15 protein-coding genes are annotated in these 15,243 nt (G+C 38.0%); 8 read left to right on the top strand and 7 right to left on the bottom strand.

Features of this window, described 5'->3' with window-relative positions:
- Nucleotides 1-106: 106 nt before the first annotated feature.
- Entirely contained in the window at nt 107-1,312 is a 1,206-nt protein-coding gene (locus FACI_RS01060; RefSeq protein ID WP_009886235.1) for a (Fe-S)-binding protein, read from the bottom strand.
- Nucleotides 1,299-2,711, bottom strand: coding sequence for an FAD-binding oxidoreductase (locus tag FACI_RS01055; RefSeq protein WP_009886234.1), 1,413 nt, complete (start codon nt 2,709-2,711; stop codon nt 1,299-1,301). The genes FACI_RS01060 and FACI_RS01055 overlap by 14 nt, the downstream gene beginning before the upstream one ends.
- Nucleotides 2,712-2,802: 91 nt before the next feature.
- On the opposite strand from FACI_RS01055, the gene FACI_RS01050 reads away from it, so the two are divergent.
- A complete protein-coding gene (locus tag FACI_RS01050) occupies nt 2,803-4,158 on the top strand; it encodes an MFS transporter (protein WP_009886233.1) in 1,356 nt (451 codons plus the stop codon).
- Here the strand turns inward: FACI_RS01050 and FACI_RS01045 are convergent.
- Nucleotides 4,122-4,532, bottom strand: coding sequence for a molybdenum cofactor biosynthesis protein MoaE (locus tag FACI_RS01045; protein ID WP_009886232.1), 411 nt, complete (start codon nt 4,530-4,532; stop codon nt 4,122-4,124). The two genes, FACI_RS01050 and FACI_RS01045, sit on opposite strands and share 37 nt — an antisense overlap.
- A gap of 45 nt (nt 4,533-4,577) precedes the next feature.
- Nucleotides 4,578-4,946, bottom strand: coding sequence for a helix-turn-helix domain-containing protein (locus FACI_RS09720; RefSeq protein ID WP_009886231.1), 369 nt, complete (start codon nt 4,944-4,946; stop codon nt 4,578-4,580).
- 109 nt (nt 4,947-5,055) lie between these two features.
- Here FACI_RS09720 and trxA point away from each other — a divergent pair, with 109 nt between their 5' ends.
- Complete coding sequence (gene trxA / locus FACI_RS01035; protein WP_369678030.1) at nt 5,056-5,442, top strand: thioredoxin; 387 nt, start codon at nt 5,056-5,058, stop codon at nt 5,440-5,442.
- Nucleotides 5,443-5,452: 10 nt separating this feature from the next.
- Nucleotides 5,453-6,409 carry an NAD(P)/FAD-dependent oxidoreductase gene (locus tag FACI_RS01030; RefSeq protein ID WP_009886229.1) on the top strand — a complete coding sequence of 319 codons (957 nt, stop codon included), beginning with the start codon at nt 5,453-5,455 and terminating at the stop codon, nt 6,407-6,409.
- 174 nt (nt 6,410-6,583) lie between these two features.
- Here the strand turns inward: FACI_RS01030 and FACI_RS01025 are convergent, their stop codons facing one another.
- Nucleotides 6,584-7,426 (bottom strand): DUF929 family protein, encoded by an 843-nt coding sequence (locus FACI_RS01025; protein WP_009886228.1) that lies wholly within the window; start codon nt 7,424-7,426, stop codon nt 6,584-6,586.
- Nucleotides 7,427-7,533: 107 nt separating this feature from the next.
- On the opposite strand from FACI_RS01025, the gene FACI_RS01020 reads away from it, so the two are divergent.
- The 3 genes from FACI_RS01020 to cobJ all read left to right on the top strand — a co-directional run bounded on the left by FACI_RS01020 (nt 7,534) and on the right by cobJ (nt 10,530).
- The gene (locus FACI_RS01020; protein ID WP_009886227.1) at nt 7,534-8,823 is read left to right on the top strand and encodes an MmgE/PrpD family protein; all 1,290 of its coding nucleotides are present in this window, start codon (nt 7,534-7,536) and stop codon (nt 8,821-8,823) included.
- Complete coding sequence (gene prpB / locus FACI_RS01015; protein ID WP_009886226.1) at nt 8,816-9,673, top strand: methylisocitrate lyase; 858 nt, start codon at nt 8,816-8,818, stop codon at nt 9,671-9,673. The genes FACI_RS01020 and prpB overlap by 8 nt, the downstream gene beginning before the upstream one ends.
- Before the next feature lie 113 nt (nt 9,674-9,786).
- Entirely contained in the window at nt 9,787-10,530 is a 744-nt protein-coding gene (gene cobJ / locus FACI_RS01010) for a precorrin-3B C(17)-methyltransferase (RefSeq protein WP_009886225.1), read from the top strand.
- A gap of 44 nt (nt 10,531-10,574) precedes the next feature.
- Here cobJ and FACI_RS01005 read toward each other — a convergent pair whose 3' ends face one another.
- Both FACI_RS01005 and FACI_RS01000 read right to left on the bottom strand, forming a co-directional pair.
- The gene (locus tag FACI_RS01005; protein ID WP_009886224.1) at nt 10,575-11,264 is read right to left on the bottom strand and encodes a GNAT family N-acetyltransferase; all 690 of its coding nucleotides are present in this window, start codon (nt 11,262-11,264) and stop codon (nt 10,575-10,577) included.
- A 34-nt stretch (nt 11,265-11,298) separates the two neighbouring features.
- The gene (locus FACI_RS01000) at nt 11,299-12,999 is read right to left on the bottom strand and encodes an MFS transporter (protein WP_009886223.1); all 1,701 of its coding nucleotides are present in this window, start codon (nt 12,997-12,999) and stop codon (nt 11,299-11,301) included.
- A 138-nt stretch (nt 13,000-13,137) separates the two neighbouring features.
- Between FACI_RS01000 and FACI_RS00995 the strand changes: the two genes are divergently transcribed.
- Nucleotides 13,138-13,845, top strand: coding sequence for a hypothetical protein (locus FACI_RS00995; RefSeq protein ID WP_009886222.1), 708 nt, complete (start codon nt 13,138-13,140; stop codon nt 13,843-13,845).
- A gap of 99 nt (nt 13,846-13,944) precedes the next feature.
- Entirely contained in the window at nt 13,945-15,183 is a 1,239-nt protein-coding gene (locus FACI_RS00990) for an NAD(P)/FAD-dependent oxidoreductase (RefSeq protein WP_009886221.1), read from the top strand.
- Nucleotides 15,184-15,243 lie beyond the last annotated feature (60 nt).

Raw genomic sequence — 15,243 nt, 5'->3', positions numbered from 1 at the left:
TCATTTTGTATGACTCTTCCGTATTAATATTTTTCGAAATCAGTATATAACGAAATGAGGGGCAGTAATTTAATATACAAAATTTGAATAAATAAAGTGAAAAATATTATTTTTTTACCATAAGTTTACCCATAAATTCGGAAAAATCCATAACATTTTCATCATATGCCAGATTATTGTAACATAATGGACATATTGTAATTACATTATCAGATTTTGCTTTGAGATCTTTATACCTTTTCATAGAAACTTTTTTTGCTGTATCAGGGAAAAGCAATTCGTCTGGCCCGCCGCAGCACATTGTTGATTTTCCGCTCCTCTCAGGAAGTTTTATTTCTGCCACGGAATTTAATATGTCCATCGCTTTAAAATTATTATTATGCAATACAATATGGCAGGGTTCCTGAACTGTTATATTGCCATTAAATTTTCTGTATTCAAGATCGAGGAGGTCTGTGTAATAAACTACTGGAATTTTAAAGCCTTTCACAACTTCGGGGTAAACATTCTTGAAAATATCATAGGTATGAGGGTCTATAGCAATAATTCTCTTCACACCCTTTTCTTTAAGCAAGTTATATACAGTTTCCGCATACTCCTTGAATTCCTTTGCATATCCCAGTTCATGCAGGAACATACCAGGATACGGCTCTTCAGCACCCAGGTAATTAAACTTCACACCGGATTTCTGAAGCATGGAAACGATATTTTTTAAATCACCATTCATCTTATCCCTGAATTGCTTATTATAGAAATGCCGTGAAAATTTAATCAGTGATATATGCCTTATCATTGCTGATGCTATGTTTATTGTTAAATTCTCGTCAATATATTTCCTAACTTTATTGATTTTTCTTGTATATGGCATCATCTGGTACATTTGCCCTGTAATCAGCATTGTGCTGCTATCATCAAATTTAATGCCATCAGCCCATTCGGCTGATTCCTCCTTCAACCCAAGAGGGTTTCCGTATTCCATTATGCTGGTTTTTATCATTTCAGCCACAGGATTCTTTGTACCCCTATTTCCGGAAGCTACAAGCTCCCTCATAAGTTCACTTACAACCCCTGCATTTACCCCGGCAGGGCATACGTTAACGCAGGCATAGCAATCAAGGCAGGAATAGAAAGAATTGCCCAGTTCAAGCCCTTCCGAACTTTCTTTTAATGCAAAATCAGCCAGAATTACCCTGCCCCTGGCGCCGAATACAGAATTATACCCATCCGGCTCAAGTGTAGGGCACACACTTTCACAGAATCCACAACTTATGCATTTATCTGTAATTTCCTCTATCTGCTTAATCAGGTTCATAAAATATCTTACCTCTGTTCAGTATATTGTTCGGGTCAAATGCTTTCTTTATTAATCTCATTACTTCAAGCGTGTATAGGGAATTTCGTTCCTTATACTCCTCGTAAAGCAGCTCATTTTTTTCTGTTCCGATTCCATGCTCAGCAGAAACCGATCCCCTATGCCTTATAGCTACCCTGGCTATATCCATCTGGAGTTTTGCCATCTTTTTTCTGCCCTCTTCTGTATTGTCCATAAATATATTCGCGTGAATGTTTCCATCCCCTATATGCCCGAAAAGGGTGGTTTTTAACCCATCAGTTCTGGCATAGCCCTCTATTTGACCGAGTGCATCTGCCAGCTGGCTTGATGGTACAATTACGTCCCCTATAACAATTAGCTGGTTGCTGTTATCCCTCTGTTCCAGAAGGGCAGAATATGCGCCTTTTCTTGCTGCGTATATCTCATCCATCCTTTTCTGGTCCCTTATCACTATTACATCCTCTGAAAATTTGCCCATTATATCTTTTGCCGAAGCAAGTTTTCTTTCTAAAGCCTCAGGAGCGCTGTCAATATCAACCATCAGAAGGTACTGTGTGTATGCAGGTACCTCAATTCCCATAGCTTTTTTGATTGAATTTATTGTTGGAAGGTCCATGAATTCCGCTATTATGGGTGTAATTCCCTGGCTTTTTATTGTATCCATGGATTTCCCGACAGATAATATGTCACGGTAAAACCCCATAATTTTTGCAGTGGTTTCAGGCAATGGCTCAATTTTTAATATTGCTTTTGTTATTATCCCCAGTGTTCCTTCGCTTCCTATCATCAATGCAGTAAGGTCATAGCCTGCACTACGTTTCAATGTGTATTCGCCGGTCCTTATAATTTCCCCTGTTGGCAGAACTACTTCCATGCCAAGCACCCATTCCTTTGTGGCTCCATACCTTACTGCCCGCAATCCTCCTGCATTGGTGGACAATGAGCCACCTATTGTTGATGCCCTTGAACTGGCAGGGTCAGGCGGGTAAAAAAAATTATGCTTTTTAAGCTCCGCATTCAATATATCTATCCTCACTCCCGGTTCACATACCACATACCTTGAGGATAAATCCAGTTCAAGGAGCCTGTTTAAATTCATGGTGCTTATAATTATTCCGTCAAAGCTTTCTACCGATGAACCGGTGAGTGAAGTGCCGCCGCTTCTTGCAGTAACATTGATTTTAAATTTATTGCATATTTTGAGTATGCTGGAAATCTGGTCTGCATTTTCTGGAAGGCAAACAGCCAGTGGCATTTTTCCCTTAATATATGAAGCATCCTTCATATAAGGTATTAATTCTTCCTTGGTCGTTAAAATAATATCTTTGCCAAGTTTATCTATCAATTCCTGGATAGCACTTTTACCTGATATTTGCATGATAAATGTAAAGCCTGCTAACTAATAATACTTTCTTATTTCCGGGGCTTATTCGCAAATATTTATATTTTCATGATGCTTAACCAGTACAATGGAATCGAATACCGTTGCTGATTTTGTATATAAGCACAATAATATAAAGGGTGCATATATGGTATTTATAGCTTCCGCCAGCGTATTTCTCGATGTCTGGGATTTAACATCATTTGGCTTTGTCCTCGATTTTTTTAAGGCAGATCTCCATCCAGCCGGTGCCATGCTTGGCATCTCGGTAGCCGCAGCGAACATAGGTGCCATTGCCGGGGCCATTCTTGGTGGATACCTTACCGATAAATTTGGCCGGAAAAGGCTTTTAATGTATAATATGGCAGTATTCATTATATTCGCATTTTTAATCGCCATTTCTACTAATATATTTGAATTTACATTATTCAGGCTCATTATGGGCTTTTCTATTGGAAGTGATGTTGCAACCGGATTTTCATATATTTATGAATATATAAGCAGGAAACAGAGAAACCATTATTACTCATTATGGGCATACAGTTTTTCAGTTGTTGCGTTAATAGCCATTGCCTCTGTATTTCTCCTATATCACATAACACATAATGATTCGGTCTGGCGTTATATATTTGTTATAGGTGGTATTTTTGCAGCCATAATACTCTTATTAAGGTCAAGAATGACTGAAACCCCTATCTGGCTTTATGGAAATGGAAAATACAAAGAAACCCAAGATGTAATAAAGCACGTTTATGGAGAGGATATAAATATAAACCAATCCGGCCAGAAAAACCATGTAACCTTGAAAAATATTATTTCATTATTCCGCAATGGCCTTAACAGGGAACTGGTTTTTGCCTTTTCCCTGAATGGCATAGTTGGATTTATAGGCTGGGGATTCGCATTTTATATTACATACATGCTGGAAACCTTAAAGCTGTTTACATTTTATCAGATACTGGGGGCTGATGCTATAATATACAGTTTTGGTTTTGCCGGCGCAATAATTTCGCCAGTAATGGCTAAACATTTAGGCATTTACCGTGCATCGGTTATTCCCTCAATAATAGCTGCAATAGCAATATTTGCACTTTTCATAACATTCGCTGGCATTCTGCCTGTATACCTTGTTATTCCATTTTCAATAATTATTATCTTTATGAATTATTCAGGCCCCATGGCTTACAATGCCGTACTCAATGGTTTTATTCCCACATCATTAAGGGGCGTGGGCAATGGCTGGAATTACATGTTTAATAAGATTACAGAAGCCGTAAGCGGTTTAACAGGTGGAGCCATTCTTGTTCTTGTTGGATTAAAATTCAACACTATTATCCTGTTCATAATAGTTGCAGCCTTTACAGTCATAGCAGTTTATACAGGAAAATCAAAATATTTTAAAAAAGGCTATGCCTCTGACCTCCAGACTTCGCCTGAGGAGTAAATCTCCTTTTTCCATATTGGCGGCAAAATTTTTATTTTGTCTATTATAAATTCACAGGCATGGAATGCGCTATCCCTGTGTTCAGAGGAAACAGCTATGCCTATGGAGTCCTCACCAACATTTACGCGCCCTATTCTCTGAATCACAGCCACATTGATTACCGGATACTTTTTCTGTGCGTCTTTTATTATTTCTTCTATTTTTTTAATTGCCATCTCTTCATATGCTTCATATACCAGTGCTATAATATCATCAGAAGTTTCATCTATTGACCTAACTGTTCCATAAAATGTGACGATGGCGCCAGCCTTATCATTTTTAACTTCATTTACCAGTGTTTCATGGTCTATTTTTTCTTCCTGTATTTTGATCATTACTATAATAATTGCTAATCAATATTAATATTTTTGATTGGCATCTTATTTTTTAAATTCACTTTCCATATCTTTGAGGAGGCATTGAAGTACAGAATGGAATTCCCCTTCGCGGTTATTGATAAGCTCTACTATTTTTGCTTTGCTAATCCGGGAGTACGAATAATAATATCCTCCCTTTTCAAGGATACTTTTCTTTTTCGTTACAATTCCTGTTCCAACAAGCCTCTGAAGGGAGCGGAATACCGTTGTCCGGTCTTTGTGTACCTTCACTGCAACGTCATCAAGTGTTGCCCCTGTTTCATTATCAAGGGAATAGAGGACAGCTACATCCGCTGGCGATAGGTCAAAGAAATATTCAAACATGTCCCTGCATGTTGCATTTTCGTCCAGTATCTGGTTAAATGAACCCATATGCACTGTATAACAAATTTCTATATAACGGTATTGTATTGTTTATACAATATAATACAATACAGTTAAATATTTCTTTATAATATAGTAACAATAACATAGCTATCAAATTAGCTGTGCTATTGGTAGGGTAATTAAAACGGAAAACAATAATGTATTTGGCAAAAGTTCAGGAACCAGCGGACCTGTAGAGTTGAATGATGGAAATTTCCAGTCATTCGTAAGTTCATCGAAGTTATCAGTCATAGATATGTGGGCAGCATGGTGTGCTCCGTGCAGATACCTCTCTCCTGTAGTTGACGAACTTTCAAAGGAATATGCAAATGTTGCTAACTTCGGAAAGGTAAATGTGGATGAAAATCCAGTTACATCAAGAAATTACAGAATAGAAAGCATACCTACAATACTGTTCTTTAAAAACGGAAAAGCTGTTGATATGTCAATAGGTGTTGTACCTAAGGAAGTTCTGGCACAGAAAATTAAAAGCCTGGCATGAATGTGATATCATGGATTCCTATGATACCATAATAGTGGGCGGTGCTTCTGCCGGCCTATCTGCAGCAATTTACGCTGCAAGGCAGGGCATGAAAACACTTGTAATAACAAAGGATATAGGCGGGCAGGCTTTGCTGACAACAGATATTCAGAACTACCCTGGCTTTGATATGATCGGTGGATTTGAACTGGCAAATAAGTTCAAGGAACAGGCAGAGCATTATGGAACAGAATTCGTGTACGATGAAGTTTTAAAGATTTCAAAGGAAGGCGATAAATTTTTCCTGAAAACAGCAGGCAAAGAATACTCATCCATGTCCTTAATACTTGCATTCGGAAAAACTCCAAGAGACCTTGATGTAGAAGGCGAATCCAGATTAAAAGGGCATGGCATCTCATACTGTGCAATCTGTGATGGCCCACTTTTTAAAGGTAAGGAGGTAGCGGTAGTCGGGAATGGGAGCCATGCACTTGAAGCTCTTGTGTACCTTTCATCGGTTGCAGGAAAGGTTTATTATATTACCAATGCTAAAAAGCTGGTGGGAGATGATGAACTTCTCCAGACCGTTAATAGCATAGAAAATAAAGAAATATACTTTGATAGTGTGCCTGCATCGATTAATGGTTCGGAATCTGTTGAATCCGTTACTTTCCAGAACAAATCCAGTGGCGAAAATAAAACGGTAAAATTATCAGGTGTATTTGCGGAGAAAGGGTATATTGCTAAATCTGAATTTGTCAGGAACCTGGTAGATCTGAATGAGAACAATGAGGTAGTCGTCGATAAATATTGCAAAACTTCTACGGATGGAGTGTTTGCATGTGGCGATGTTACGGATACGCCATATAAACAGGCTGTAATCTCTGCCGGGCAGGGAGCTATCGCAGCACTTTCCGCATACAATTATGTACAGAAAAAGAAGGGCAAAGTTGCAGCAAAAAGTGACTGGAAACTCATAAAAAATTAATTCCATTTATTTTTTTTTATTTATATAGATTTATCTTTTTATCGGGACTCTATTGCATATTGCAGTTAAAAATCAAAATTATGTATAAGCATCTAACTTCATCCATTTTCAAATTCAACTTTGATAGTAGCAGATATCTTTATAATCTAATGTCCCAGGAACATGTTGTGGATTTCATTGTACCTTGGAAAGATATCCACTGAATGTCCCGGCTGCATCTGTTATGCTTTTTGATTCAGATAAATGAGACATTACATGTTCTGGAGTATTTGGTTGCCAGCTTCCACTGGAGGGAGTTCCACTTCCAAGCAAACCACCTGAAACAGGTGTATACATGTAAGAATTCAATATATATGAGCCATGTGGCCCTGTTATTAAAACCGTAGTGGTCAGGTGATGGTCATATTCAGTATAATTAGAATACTTATAGAACATGGCTGCAACCCTGGCAGGATATGTTTCGTTTATCAGATTAAGGCCGTAAGGGATAAGCTGTGATGTATTCAATTTACTATTTGTCACTGTACCTGTCATGTTTTCATTATACATATATAAAGGATAGAATGTGAATTTATGACCGGATGTTGTAAATGTAAAATTTCCCTTGAATAAGAGCCCTGGTTGGCCTGTAGTGCCATTAGAGTATACATCTGTGGGGTCTGCAGTATGCAATTTAACGTGGCTGTATATGTCACTGGTGGAATTAATTGCAGAATAAATAGCCCAGGAATCTGTTGCACCTATAGGGCATCCAATCCATGATAAAAAGAATACAGCTGATTGTCCATTTGATAGAAGGTCTCCTCCAGAAACTTTATAATAAGTGTCAGGGTGTATGCTTGCCGGTGGTTCAAAGAAGGGATTAAAAATGGCAACCAGTACAATAACCACTATAATAACGGTACCTATAACTGTCCATATAAAATTCCTGCTTTTAATAAATCCTGTGTAGTTTTCTTTTTTAGTATTGATTTTCTTTGTACTTTTGTTATTTTTTTTATTATTCTTGCTGGCCAATTTAATCTATTAATTTAATCTCCTTTATTAAAGTTTTGTGTATGCAATTAATCTCATTATCAATTTCTCAATAACAAACAATATATTATTTGATGTTATTATTTATTATGGCTATTGAAAATAAACTGGCTGAATTTATTACGGGGGTATCCTATAAAAGTTTAGGAGAAGACGTAAAGCATGAAGTAAAACGAAGATTCATAGATGCTCTTGGTGTTGCCTATTCATCTATTGATTCTCCGCCGGCATTAAAAATTAAGAAAATGATAGGATTATACCCTGGAAATGCAAAGATTATAGGCATGGGAACATCATCTCCTGATTATTCTGCATTCCTAAATTCATTATTTATAAGATACATGGATTTTAATGACACATATCTTTCACTTGAGCCACTGCATCCAAGCGATATGTTTGGCCCACTGGTAACCCTCTCTTCCATTTTCAATAAAACAGGTAAAGACCTGATCACAGCAGCAGCAGTCGGCTATGAAATCGGCACAAGGCTATGCGACTCCACCTCCCTCAGGGCAAAAGGTTACGACCATGTTAATTTTACAGAAATAGCCATGGCAGCAGCACTTTCCAGGTTGCTGGAATTTGATGAGAGCCAGACAATAAATGCAATATCGATAGCGCTTGTTCCACATGTGGCATTAAGGCAGCCAAGGGTTGGGGACCTCACAATGTGGAAGGCAGGCGCAGCAGCAAATAGCGCCAGAAATTCAGTTTTCGGTACCCTGGCAACATTGTATGGGTTTACATCGCCAACTGAGCCACTGTCAGGCAAAATGGGGTTCAAAAATATAGTTGCCCCTGATATAGATTTCTCAAAACTGGAGGGAAGCAAAGTTAATGGAATTATGAGGACATACGTTAAGAAATATCCTGTTGAATACCATGCCATGGCTGCAGTTGAAGCTTCATTGAAACTTGTTAATGACATGGATTTAAACCATACCGATTCAATAGAAGTTTATACCTATGAGGCAGCAGTTTCTATACTGGCTGATAAGGAGAAATGGCATCCGGAAAACAAGGAAACCGCAGACCATAGCCTCCCATTCATCATAGCTTCTACTCTTGTCAATAAGGATTTCTGGGTAAATAATTATAATGATATAAGAAACAAGCAGATTTCTGAACTGATGGGAAAAATCCACGTAACGGAATTGAAAGAATTCACGGAACAGTACCCGGATAAACTGCCCATAAGATTGGAGGCAAAGTGCAATGGAAAGAAGGTAGAAAGCGAGATAGAAATACCCAGAGGGCATTATAAGAATCCTATGGATGACAGGGAAATCGAATCAAAATTTGTCAGGCTTACAGGAATTACAGATTCCTTAAAGGATATGTGGACAATGGAAGACAGGGAGGTGTCAGAACTTGTCTAATCTTCTTGATAATAAATTTTTATCTGTTCCAGGTGTTTATAATCCGTTTTCTGCTATGCTGGCAGAGAGGAAAGGCTTCAAGGCTGTATATCTGTCGGGCGGTGGATTAACGGCATCCATGGGCCTTCCGGACCTGGGTGTAATAACATTGACAGAGCTTACAAATATGGTAAGGGGAATACACGAAATTACAGACATACCTATCATAGTTGATGCTGATACCGGCTTTGGGGAAACCCTGAGCGTATACAGGACTGTTAAGCTTCTGGAAGAAGCAGGGGCATCTGCTATACAGATTGAAGACCAGGTGTCACCAAAAAGATGCGGCCACCTCAATGGAAAGGAGGTTATATCCAGGGATAACATGGTTGAAAAAATCAGGGCAGCAAATGCAGCAAGAAAGAATGCTTTGATAATTGCAAGGACGGATGCAAGGGCTGTAACGGGCATGGAGGATGCCTTGTCCAGGGCTAAAACATACATAAAAGAGGGCGCGGACATAATATTTCCCGAAGCCCTGACAGACCGCGATGAATTCAAATATTTCGCAGACAATACAGACTTTCCATTGCTGGCAAATATGACCGAATTCGGAAAAACGCCATTTATAAAAGCAGGAGAGTTTCAGGAAATGGGGTACAGAATAGTTATTTTCCCGGTTACATTGTTTAGAATCGCTGCAAAGGCTATGGATTTAGCACTTGATGCACTCAAAAAAGATGGAAACCAGGAAAAGATTATTGATCAAATGATGACCAGGAAGGAGCAATACGAAGTTATAAACTATGATTTTTATCAGGATTTTGATAAGAATATATCAGATAAACCCTCAAAGGCGAACGATCAATAAAAATTTAAAACCATCTACAAGGCTCCATTATATATGGAGATATATTTATCCGATGTTGTATATTTATTTATAAAAAATAGCAAAGAATATTATTAATTCATTTATGAAGGTCTATGCCTAAGTTATATTTAATTGGTATCGGGCCAGGCAGCAATGGGGAAATTACAGGTGACGCCATAGAAAGCCTGAAAAACTCAGATATTATTATGGGATATAGCAAATATATAGAGTTAATTGAAGAATTTGTAAGCGATAAGGAAATAGAATCAGGCCCTGTAACGGACGAAATAGGCCGTGCAAATAATGCAATAAAATATGTAATGTCAGGAAAAACTGTATCTATTGTTTCCAGCGGAGATTCAGCCATATATGGCATGGCAGGCATCGTTTTTGAAATTATTGCATCACATAATTACAGAATTGATTTGCAGATAATTCCTGGCATTACAGCATTAAGTTCTGCAGGGTCGTTGCTGGGAGTTCCTTTTATGAATGATTTCTGCTCCATAAGCCTTAGCAATAAATTGACGCCTGAGGATGTTATACTTAAAAGAATACACGCTGCTGGTGCCGGTGATTTTGTCACTGCTATTTATAACCCCGTGAGTTTAAAAAGAACAGAACTTATAAAGAAAGCAAGGGAAATAATGCTGGGATATAGAAATAAAGACACACCTGTGGGTTTGGTGACAAATGCCTACAGGAAAGAACAGAAAGTAGAAATATCCACACTTGGGGACTTCCTGCAATCTGATATTAATATGTTTACCCTGGTAGTAATTGGCAATTCAAGTACATACGTATATGGAAAATACATGATAACTCCGAGAAATTACGATAATAAGTATAGCATCTAGGAGCGGCATTCAAAGCTGTTAATAGAAATTACTATGTAATGAATTTATAAGTTATCTGGCCTATGCGAGGTTTCCATTTCAAATATATATCCAGATTGAAATCCATAATCAGGTTGCAATTTTATAAAAGGCGCAATTGTTTCCGGGGCGCAGGTTGATCCTTCATCAGTATATTTGAATTCATCCCCACTTAATACGGTATAGTATAGCATTCTTCCAGTATGAAGGTAAACTTGCCTATTTCCCTTAGAATAAACAATCTCATGCACACTATCAAACTTCCATTCCTTATTGGCATAATTTCCTACATGAGAATATGATTTTTCAAAGCCAGATATATCTATCCCTCCGGAAAAAAAGAAATATTTATCAACAACAGATAAACCGAAAGATTCCATAAGCCTGATAGATGGGATATTATTTGTTTCTACCATACATCTGAGCGACTTATAACCATTGTTTATAGCATGATCAAGTGCGAATTTGAGAAGTTTTGTTCCCACATGATTCCTGCGTGATTCTGGCCCGACTCTCAATCCACTGAACCATAATGATTTGTCAGCAAGTGGCTCCAGTTTAATAAAACCATCGATTTCCTGCGAAATATGTACGTAAACGTCACGTCCATCCAGATAAGATCTACCAAATTCCATGTTAATGTAATCATCATATCCTGCCCTTGCCGAAATGGAACTTATGGATTCCCAGTCTTCTACATTGGCTTTCCTTATCATGGTGGATTAATTTAAAGGCATTTAAATATACTTTCTATTTTGACCTGTTGTTCCGGGAAGCATTATTACCCCCTACTTTTGCTTCACCATTATCACCAGAAGGCGTTCTGAAGAGCGATGCGATGCCTGCAATGATCGATGCTCCAAAACCAACGTAGAATACGTCGTGCATAGATGTCATGAAAGCCGTGGCTATAGTTTCAGGGAACCATATATTGCCGGAAATAGTGTCCATTACCCCTGAAGGGAGACCTGAAACTACGCTGGTTGGTATTGTAGAGATAACATCTTTCACAGTGTTTAGCCCGAGAAATGTGGAAAATAATATTTCTGTAGGTGGAATATTATTGAAATACTGGACGAGGCTACCAGCATTTTCAGCTGTCAATCCATGTGTGATTGAACCTGGATATGTTAAGGAAAGCCCCAGCAACAATATTGAGAAAAATGCCCCTATGCTTGCCGCGTATCCGGTATTTCTCATAGTATTGAGTATTCCTGATGTAGCACCCCTTTCATCTGCCGGGACAGATGACATAGCTACGGTTAAATTGGGAACGTTAAATATGCCATACCCGATTCCGAAAATACTTATTACAATGGCGAGGAAAACATAGGAAAAGTTATACGTTAATGTAACCAGTGCAAGGAGGGCAAAGCCAGATATGAAAAGCCCTATTGTAGTGAGCCACCTCGCATCGAACCGTTCTGCAAGTTTACTGGAAAGAACTCCTAATATGCCCATAAATATTGGCAGTGGCAGCATATATATGCCTGCCCATAGAGGTGTTACTGCATACCTGTATCCACGTATCGGGAGCCAGATTCCCTGAAATATGAGCGTGAGCATATACATTAAGCCCATCATGGTCATCGCTGAAACAAATGCTGTAAATATGCTTATGCTAAAATTTCTTGATTTGAATAACCGCATATCAAACATGGGACCTTTTACCCTGTTTTCTACAAATGGGAACAGAACCAGCATTATCGCCCCAATTGCAAGGGCTGATATCACAAGCGGGTTGGTCCATCCCATGGGATTATTCCTATATGGTGTTATGCCATATGTTACCCCGAGGAGCAATATGATAAGGCCTACAGCAAAGAGTATATTGCCCGGGATGTCTATATGCCTTGCAGCCCTTTCCCGGACGTCCTTCAGTTTAAGGAATGACCATAAAGTACCGAATACGCCTATTGGTATACTTATAAGAAAAATGTCCCTCCAGTATATGGTTGACAGGATTCCTCCCAGGACCACACCAATGCTCACTCCGGAAACTGCAGCCACACTGTTTATGGAAATTGCAAAACCACGTTCTTTAGGTGAAAAGTTATCTGTGATTATGGCAAATGTGTTGGCCATTATGAATGCCCCACCCACAGCCTGGACAATCCTGAATATTATAAGTTCCAGAGCCACGGTGTATCCTGTTCCCGGTGCTATATAAAGCAATATAGAACCTATGGTAAAAATTAAAAAACCAAGATTGAATATTTTTACCCGTCCAAATATATCGGAAAGTTTTCCAATACTGACGAGAAGTACAGAGAGAACTATCATATAGCTCATGATAAGCCATAAAAGATAGGGAAATGAACTGGCCTGCATAGGATTTAAATGAATGCCGACAAAAATTGATGGAAGTGCTACTATAATTATGCTGGTGTTTATTGTGGCCATTAATTGTCCTATAGTTGTGTTGCTGAGTGCAATCCATTTTTCCTGCATCAGTTTAAAATTGCAATACATTATATAAATATTATTACTAAACTATTTATTACTAAATTGTATAATCACGTTGGTTCATTTTGTATCTGCTACCAGTTTAATACGGCATATTAATTTATAAATAATACATTATCAAACATGGAAAATATCGTTCCGTTCAAAACTGAAAATACATACATGGCAACAGAATTCATGATGAAAGACCCTTACAAAAATACACGGCTCGTTTCATTGCTGGAAGATTATCCAGATTACTCAAAGATAATATATGACAACGGAGTAATAAAAGGGATCCTTTCAGTTGACCCTGTACACGATGAAATGTGGTTCTATGGAAACAGTAAATCTCTTAAGGCAGTTATAGGAAATATTGAAATTAAAAGCAACCAGGTTCTGTACATAGATAAAAAGAACCTGGATATAATACAATCCAGGTTTAGTGTTGAATATTCTGGTTTACTGGCAATGAGGCTTAAAATCAGGGAATATGAGGGCACAACAGTTGCAGATGGCGTAGAAAGAGATACGGGAAGCACCGGAAAAGAAGATAGGCATAATAATATTTTCATTAAACGCAAAAACGGTGAGATACTAGGCTCTGTAAAGGTGCTTTCATTAAATATTAAGTCATGCGCTATAGGATGCCTGCATTATAAAGATGGTTACGAAGGGTCTATTTATGATATAATATCCTCTATAGCCAATATATATAAATCGCAGACCGAAAATATTGTTATATATGCGCCATACCAGGAAAAACTAAAAGATGGGCTATTAAAATTGGGATTTATCAATTCAGGTGAATTATTGAAACTATATAATATTGCCCCTCACCAGGCCAAATAATAAAATTGTGCAGGGTAATCCGGCAAAGCACACAAAAAATATCATTCCATTATATTCTCTAAACATAGATTTATATAAAGTTGTGAATTTTCCAATGATATGAAGTATGATGTAGTTGTTATAGGTGCGGGAATAACAGGGTTGAGCTCTGCTTACCATCTCAAGAAAAAGGATTCGTCACTTAAAATTCTTGTGGTGGACAAGTTTAAGACTTTTTCACAGGGAAATACAGCAAAAAGTGCAGCTGCATTCAGGGATTTCTTTACTTTGAGGGAAAATCAGGTTATGGCACAGACTGCCATAAATTTCTATAAGCATTTACAGAACGATATGGATGTCGACCTGGGGATGAAATTTACCGGCTACCTATTCCTATTCGACCATGAAAAAGCCAGGGATTTTATATCAAAATATCCTCATTCACGTTTTGTAGACGAAGACCTTTCGGAAATTTTTAATTTAAATATAGATAAGGACACAAGGGAAGTCATGGGTATAGACTCAATTAAATCTGCTGTCATAGACGAAAATGCAGGCATTATAGAACCAGACCTCCTATCAAAATGGTACTACGACAGGCTTCTGGAAATGGGTGTTAATTTCATGTTCAATACATTTGTAAAAAAACTTGTTCTTGCCCCTGACACGTCTTTAAATTATCCAGGAGAGCCATTTAACTGGCAGAAATCGGAAATAAAATATGCTGAGACCGATAAGGGAATTCTGGAATCTGATTTTTATGTGTTATGCACAGATGTCTGGACAACCGCATTACTGAATCCTGTAGGAATAGATTCACATCTCAGGCCTAAAAAGCGGCAGATATTCCAGATAACCTCACCGGGAATACAGAAACTTATCGGCAAAAATATTTTTAACGATTCCGGTGTATTTCCATTTACAATATTCCCTACTGGCGTATACATGAGGCCCTATCCCCAGGCTAATTCATTCTGGACAAGTCTTGCAGATGAACTTAACAGAGATTTTTCATTTACTGAAAATCCAGAACCTGAACCGGATTTTTATACATACAACATAAAGCCAATACTGGACAATTATTTCCCGGCATCTGAAGACTCAAGGATCACCGCATCATGGGCAGGATACTATTCATACAACACCATAGATTTCATGCCATATATATTCAACGAGATCAATTTAATTGTGGTTTCCGGTTCTACCGGTGGAGGAATTATGAAGGGGGACTCAATAGGAAGAATCGTGGCAGCAAGATATGACCATAAAAACACCACAACACTTTATGGAGGCAAGAAGATTAATAATACATACACTGGAAGGTACAGAAGCACAAAGATCGAGGATATGGTGCTCTAATTTTCCCCTATTATAAATGAATCCTAACCTTTAATACTCGTCTTTTTTTATTATAAACTG

It is taken from the genome of Ferroplasma acidarmanus Fer1 (genome assembly GCF_000152265.2).
Lineage (GTDB): Archaea > Thermoplasmatota > Thermoplasmata > Thermoplasmatales > Thermoplasmataceae > Ferroplasma > Ferroplasma acidiphilum.
This window is presented reverse-complemented; position numbering and strand designations above follow the sequence as displayed.